This is a genomic window from Mycobacterium timonense, assembly GCF_025821985.1.
GTDB classification, from domain to species: Bacteria; Actinomycetota; Actinomycetes; order Mycobacteriales; family Mycobacteriaceae; genus Mycobacterium; species Mycobacterium avium.
This window is the reverse complement of the sequence record NZ_JACKSY010000073.1, coordinates 1-6,350: the sequence shown is the minus strand read 5'-3', so window position 1 is coordinate 6,350 and position 6,350 is coordinate 1. Positions and strand designations below refer to the sequence as shown.

Annotated in this window: 5 protein-coding genes and 2 pseudogenes; 2 read left to right on the top strand and 5 right to left on the bottom strand. The window is 65.4% G+C overall.

The features are described 5' to 3' along the window. The 4 genes and pseudogenes from H7I87_RS18600 to H7I87_RS18585 form a co-directional block, all read right to left on the bottom strand. A pseudogene (locus H7I87_RS18600) lies at positions 1-120 on the bottom strand (transposase); the annotation flags it as partial. 525 nt (positions 121-645) lie between these two features. Continuing rightward, complete coding sequence (locus H7I87_RS18595) at positions 646-999, bottom strand: DUF732 domain-containing protein (protein ID WP_080683613.1); 354 nt, start codon at positions 997-999, stop codon at positions 646-648. Between the two features lie 265 nt (positions 1,000-1,264). Next, positions 1,265-1,894 carry a cation:proton antiporter domain-containing protein gene (locus H7I87_RS18590; protein WP_031344962.1) on the bottom strand — a complete coding sequence of 210 codons (630 nt, stop codon included), beginning with the start codon at positions 1,892-1,894 and terminating at the stop codon, positions 1,265-1,267. Continuing rightward, complete coding sequence (locus tag H7I87_RS18585; protein ID WP_050483924.1) at positions 1,843-2,904, bottom strand: cation:proton antiporter; 1,062 nt, start codon at positions 2,902-2,904, stop codon at positions 1,843-1,845. The genes H7I87_RS18590 and H7I87_RS18585 overlap by 52 nt, the downstream gene beginning before the upstream one ends. 213 nt (positions 2,905-3,117) lie before the next feature. Here H7I87_RS18585 and H7I87_RS18580 point away from each other — a divergent pair. Continuing rightward, a pseudogene (locus tag H7I87_RS18580) lies at positions 3,118-4,057 on the top strand (transposase). A 46-nt stretch (positions 4,058-4,103) separates the two neighbouring features. On the opposite strand, the gene H7I87_RS18575 reads toward H7I87_RS18580, so the two are convergent. Next, a complete protein-coding gene (locus tag H7I87_RS18575) occupies positions 4,104-4,988 on the bottom strand; it encodes a LysR family transcriptional regulator (protein ID WP_023881603.1) in 885 nt (294 codons plus the stop codon). Between the two features lie 73 nt (positions 4,989-5,061). Here H7I87_RS18575 and H7I87_RS18570 point away from each other — a divergent pair, with 73 nt between their 5' ends. Then, positions 5,062-5,811 (top strand): SDR family oxidoreductase, encoded by a 750-nt coding sequence (locus H7I87_RS18570; protein ID WP_023862407.1) that lies wholly within the window; start codon positions 5,062-5,064, stop codon positions 5,809-5,811. Positions 5,812-6,350 lie beyond the last annotated feature (539 nt).

Below are 6,350 nucleotides of genomic sequence, written 5' to 3'. Positions count from 1 at the left end.
CATCACCACCGCGAACAAGCACTGATCGACCCGGCGACGCCGCTCCAACAACGCCGGGAAAAATGACCCGGTGCGCAGCTTGGGAATCCGCAGTTCCAGGTCCCCTGCGACCGTGGACAGCGTGGCCAGCCCCTCGGACGCGCCGTACACCCCGTCAGCAGGTTCAGTTCGCCCAGGAACTGGCCCGGGCCCTGGCGCGCCAGCACGGTTTCGGGGTGATCGGCGCTGGCCTCGCGGACCGTCTCGACAACGGCGCTTACCAGGACGACGAAGTCGTAACTCGGTTGGCCGGCCGCAAACAACAACTGGCCCAAGCGGACTGGCGCCGGGGTGCCGTAGGTGCGCAACCGCGCCATCTGCTCGTCGTCGAAGACGGGGAAGGCTTCAGCCTCGGTCGCGCCGCTCACAATGTGTCAACTATAGGGTGACGGGGGTCACTTGGCAGCGTCGTCGTTCGACGACAACGCTCCCATTCTGCCGGCGGTCGGACCCGGAGGCACCACGCGGCGCCCTCGTCGAACCCGATGCCAGTGGCTCAACGCCGACGAACCTATCGGCGCTTCGTTACGCCACCTCGAAAGGTGCCGAAAACCGAAGCGCCGCAGCGCAATCCGTCGTGAGCTGAATCCCTTCGGGGAGCCCCTATTACGTGCAGAGGACGGGAGCGTCGCACACGTTGCCGGGGCAGTAGGTGCGGTGCGCGGCGTTGACGATGGTGGCGGCTTGCGCGGGCGTGACGCCCTGTGGGCCCAGACGCGCCTCGAGGTCGTCGGCGATGCGTTGGGGGCTCCAGTCCCAGGTGAGGTTGTAGCAGACGTCTTGTGCCTCTTGGAGTAGGCCGGGCACCGTTTCGGGGGTCCACGTCAGGCCCGCGTCGCGCAATGCGGCCAGGTAGGCATCGTCTTGCGGGCTGGCGTTGGCGATCCCTGCGCTACCCAGCCATGCGACACCGGCCGTCGCGAACATGGCGAGCGTGGCTAGTGAGCGATGCGCAGTCATAGGTTCCTCGTCCCCTCGGTGCCGAACTATCGGCTGCGAGATTACCGGTCGACCCTGGTGACCAGCTGAAAGCTGTCGCCTGTCGGCCACCGCGCCGGATGGCGCCCCGCGCACGCGCGGTCCAGATGGAAGGTCGCACACTTCTCGTCTCGTCTGTCACACGTCCGGGCGCGCATCCGGGGTCTTAAAGCAGGGCGCTTCGTGATGGTGAGACGGTGTGTCGTTGGGCCGTAGTTCCGGTGGCTGCACCCTGGCTGCGCACCGGTTAGAGACGGCTCAGCCGGGATTCCTCCAGGTCGAGGCCCCGTTCAACCGACCGCAAGACGGAGGCGTTGATGGCACCGTTGCGTCGCAATTCCAACATCTCCGAACGCTCGACGCTCAACAACGCAAGCCGCAGCGCCACGTAGCTTCCCAGCTCGTCGACGCGGGTTTCGGCTTCGCTCTCCTCGTGATGGTCGCGAGCAGTGGCCTGCAGGCGCCGGACCCTTGCCTCGTAGAGGGCGCGGGCGGACTCGACGGCCGCGTCGTCGCGGTCGCCACTGTCGTGTTCATCCAGCCATGCCAGCGCGGCGTGGGCCGCCCGCAGGCGGGCCTGGGCCTCCTCGCTCCGAGAGTCCTCCGGCCGTAGACCCAGCCCCTGTAGCAGCCGGGGCAGGGTCACGCCTTGCATAATGAGGGTCACCAGGACGACCGCCCCCGCGATCACGATCACAAGCTCCCGATCGGGAAAGGGTGAGCCGTCGGCGCAGCGCAGCGGGATGGCCAATGCCGCCGCGAGCGATATCCCGCCGCGCATCCCGGCCCAGCCCACGACCGTGCGTTCTCGCCACAAGCCCGCGCTCACCGCGCGGCCGCGCAGCTTGGCCAGGGCAGGGCCGGCCAGGGTGAACATGCCAGGGTGAACACCAGCCGCATCACGATCACCACGGCGACAACAGCCGACACCGTCGCGAGAAGGTCGAGGACGGGCTCGCGCTGCGCCCAGTGCACCTGCCGGTGCAGCTGGATGCCTACCAGGATGAACAACACTGCGTTGAGCAGGAAAACCAGCACGTCGAGGAAGGCGATCGCTTGCAGTCGCGCGCCCGGCGAATAGATCTCACTCATGCGGGAGCCGACGTACACCCCGGCGACCGCTGTGGCCAAGACACCCGATATGCCGACGGCGTCCGCGGCGGCGTAGGTGAAGTAGGGGGTCGCAAGCGAAATGGTGATTTCCAGTGCGGGATGGTTCATGCGCAGCCGCACCCTGACCATGGCCCAGGCAATCGCGAAGCCGAGCGCTGCTCCGCCCAACGGATCCAACAGAAACGTTATTGCCAGGTGGCCGGGATGCACGACGCCAGCCACCGTGGTGCTCACGGCGCCGGTGTAGAGCACCAGAGCGCTGCCGTCATTGGTGAGTCCTTCCCCCTCGATGATCGTCGACAGCTCCTCGGGTGCGCCGAGTCGACGGAAAATCGATGTGGCCGCCACGGTGTCGGTAGGCGCGACAATCACGCCCGCCACGATGGCGGCCATCACGGACAGGCCCAGGAGGCCCACCAGCACCCCGGCCACCGCGGCGGCGGTGGCCACCACCAATCCCACGGCCAGCAGGGTGACGAGCCGGGCGTGCCTTCGCAGATCATCGGGTGCAACGAACAGTGCCGCGTAGTAGACCAGCGGCGGTAGGAACACGTAGAACACGATCTCGGGCGGTATTTCTGGGGAAGGGGTCCACGGGAACCAGCTGAGAAACACCCCGACCCCGACCAGCAGGATGGGAAATGGCACGCCGATGCGTTCGGCGGCCCATACCGCGGCGATGGCTGTCGCCGGGCCGCAGAGCAAAAGGATCGTGTAGGTCGCTGGAATCAAGTCCCCGTCTTCCATGTCGCTGCCAGTGAAGTGGGCCACCACGACTCACGTTGTGTTAGAGCGTGTTTCGCCGCGTCCAAACCCGGAGAAGGAGAACTGAGCGGACACGCCGACCGCGCAGCCCGTCATGAGTTCGTTGATCGATCCCCCAGTAATGATAGGTGGCAGCGCCTGGCAGTGGCAGTGCTAGCGTCACGAATGATCCTCAAAGACACATACAGGCGGATGGGCCTGGCCCCGGTTGAGCTGTACTGACTGAGGGGATTCGGCCTTGCTGGATCAACGGCAGCTGGCCGAGCACTGCTGGCCCAAGCGAAGGAGCAAGGAGTCGAACTGGTCGGCCCGACGGGGCTGCTCAACCAGTTGACCAACAACGTGCTCGAGACCGCCCTGGATGCGGAGATGACCGAGCACCTGGGGTATGACAAGCACGACCCGGCTGGACGCGGCAGCGGCAACTCCCGTAACGGCACCCGGCCCAAGACGGTGCTCACCGCGATCGGCCCAGTCGAGATCGTGGTGCCCCGCGACGTCAACAGCAGCTTCGACCCGCAGATCGTCGTCTCGTCGCTACGGCAAAGGGATTGACCACCGGTGAGGTCGCTGCCCACTTCGCCGACGCCTACGGCGCCGAGGTGTTCGATGATGCAACCTTCGTCAAGAAGGGCGGCACCGGCGATGTCTGCATCCTGGTCCGCGACGGGCTCAAGGGGCCGGCCGATCATCCAAACCTGTGATTCATCTGTTACGCAACACTTTTCGCTACACATCACGCAAGCACTGGGACCAGATCGTTAAGGACATCCGGCCGGTCTGCACCGCGGCGACCGAGGCCGCGGCCGACGAACGGTTCGCGGAGTTCACCGCGAAGTGGGGTGTCCAGTATCCAGCGATCATCCAGCTCTGGGAGAACGCCTGGAGCGAGTTCGTGCCGTTCCTGGACTACGACGTCGAGATACGCCGGGGCATCTGCTCGACGAACGCCGTGGAGTCAACCAATGCCCGCTACCGGCGCGCGATCCGCCCCCGAGGGCATTTCCCGACCGAACAACCCGCCCTCACATGCCTCTGCCGTGCGACCCGATCACTAGATCCCACCGGGCGAGGCAACGCACGCTGGGCAGTGAGGTGCGAGCCCGCACTCAACGCGCTTGCGATCACCTTCAACGGCCGGATCACCCCGACCGCCAACTAATCAATGCCAAGGTCGGATCCACCGTGAATCGGACGGTCCCCGTATGTCACACGTCCGGGCGCGCATCCGGGGTCTTGAGCAGGGCGCTTCGTAATGGTGAGACGGTGTGTCGTTGCCAGAGGGCTTGCACGGGAACCATGAGCGTGGGTTGGAGGTCGATGATGCGGACCCGGCCATCCATGACGGTTCCGAGGTCGGCGGTGACCAGCGCGATGGCGCCGGTGGTTACCGGGGCTGCGACCATCGCGGCGCCCTGGACCCTGCTGACGACGTAGTCGGGCTCGAAACCTGCACGGCGGCAAGCGCTCATGAGAAAGTCGCTGAAGTAGGAGGAGCCGGGTGGCGCCCAGAGCGCGAGCTGTTCGCCGGCCAGGTCGGTGATGTCGATCAGGTCGGCGGCGGCGAGGCGGTGCCCGCGTGGGACGGCGACGCGCACGCGGTGATACCCGATGACCGCGCCGGCCAGTTCGCCGGTGGGTGCGATCCCCCGTCGCAGTCCTAGATCCAGGGAGCCGTCCAGCACGCCGGCTACCAGGGCGTCGGGGTAGAGCTGTCGAAGCGTGAACGACAGCCGGGGGTACGCATCGATGGCGGGCTCGACCAACTGGTAGACCTCGGTGCCGCTGAGCGCCGGACTGTGGCCGATCACCCATGGCCGTTGGTCGGTCGCGGCGCTGCGGACGTGTTCGTCGACGGTTCGGGCGGCCGCCAGCAGTGGTCGCGCTTCGGTGAGAAGCGCCCGGCCGGCGACGGTCAGGGTGATGCGTCGGCCCGTCCTGGTGAACAGGGCTACGCCCAAGTCTTTTTCGAGTTGGCTGACCGAACTGCTCAACGCCTGCTGGCTCAGATGCAGGTGCGCAGCGGCCGCCGTGAAGCTGCCCGCTTCGGCGACACCGACGAACTGTTCGAGGCGGCGCAGGTCACGGAGCATTCACAAATAATAGTTGTAGATTTGACGGCTTTTACTGTTTTCAATTTGTTAGGAGCGCTTTTATGGTCGGGGCATGACCACACTCGAAGGTAAGTCCGCAGTCGTTGCCGCCGGAGCCAAGAACCTCGGCGGTCTCATCAGCAGGACGTTGGCGCACAGCGGCGTCAACGTTGCGGTCCACTACAACAGCGCAGCCACCGAGTCCGACGCAGACCAGACAGTGGCCGACGTGGTGGCGGCCGGAGCGCAGGCAATCAAGGTCCAGGGCGATCTCACCGTTCCGAAGAATGTCGCGGCGCTGTTCGACGCCGCGGTCGACGCCTTCGGCGGCGTAGACATCGCGATCAACACCGCCGGCAAGGTGCTGCGCAAGCCGATTCTGGATACCACCGAGGCCGAGTACGACGCCATGTTCGACATCAACTCCAAGGCCGCGTACTTCTTCATTCAGGAGGCCGGTCGACGCCTCAACGACGGCGGGAGCTTGACGACCATCGTGACCGCGCTGCTGGCCGCGTACACCGACGGCTACTCCACCTACGCCGGCGCCAAGTCACCGGTCGAGCACTTCGTCCGAGCCGCCTCCAAGGAGTTTGCACCGCGTCTGATCAATGTGAACAACATCGCCCCAGGACCGATGGACACGCCGTTCTTCTATCCGGAAGAGACCCCTGAGCGGGTCGAGTTCCACGCCAGCCAGGGCATGGGCAACCGGCTGACCAAGATCGAAGACATCGCCCCCCTCGCGGTTTTCCTCGCAGGCGACGGGCACTGGATCACCGGGCAAACCATCTTCGCCAACGGCGGATACACCACACGTTAAGTCGCGGCCACCGCAGGACGGCCGATCGAAGCCTTCGCGCTATCGATCGGCTGTCCTGACCATTCTCTTAGCGCTCGGCAAGTCTGTGCGTTTTCGGGGAGCGAGACCCTTCCTGGCTTTGCCGACCCGTAGCCGCGGGTCGCAATGTCTGGTCTCTCGCCTCACGCCGCGTCTCGAGTCCCCTTAGCTGCAACGAGAGCGACTCTCGGTGATTGGTTTGCACGACAACGCTTTTTAGCGTTATTCCGCTTCTACTCGCGGTTTCGCGCGCGCAGCGCTGCCGGGGATCGGCCGTGGCGCCGCTTACCGACTGGTCGCATTGGCGAACTGCCCATACGCAGTCCAGGTGGCCGAGTCCACGTCGTCACGCCACGGGTAAGCGAACTCGTTACATCGTGAACGAATCTGCACGCCAGAGTTGAGTCCCGCATAGTGGTGTAGCGCGGTTGCTGGGTTCGTCATCGTGTCGGTGATGGACGTAAAGCGGCCACCGCGTGATCCTTCGAGTCAACCTTCCACAGAATCCTCGAGGAGTCCCA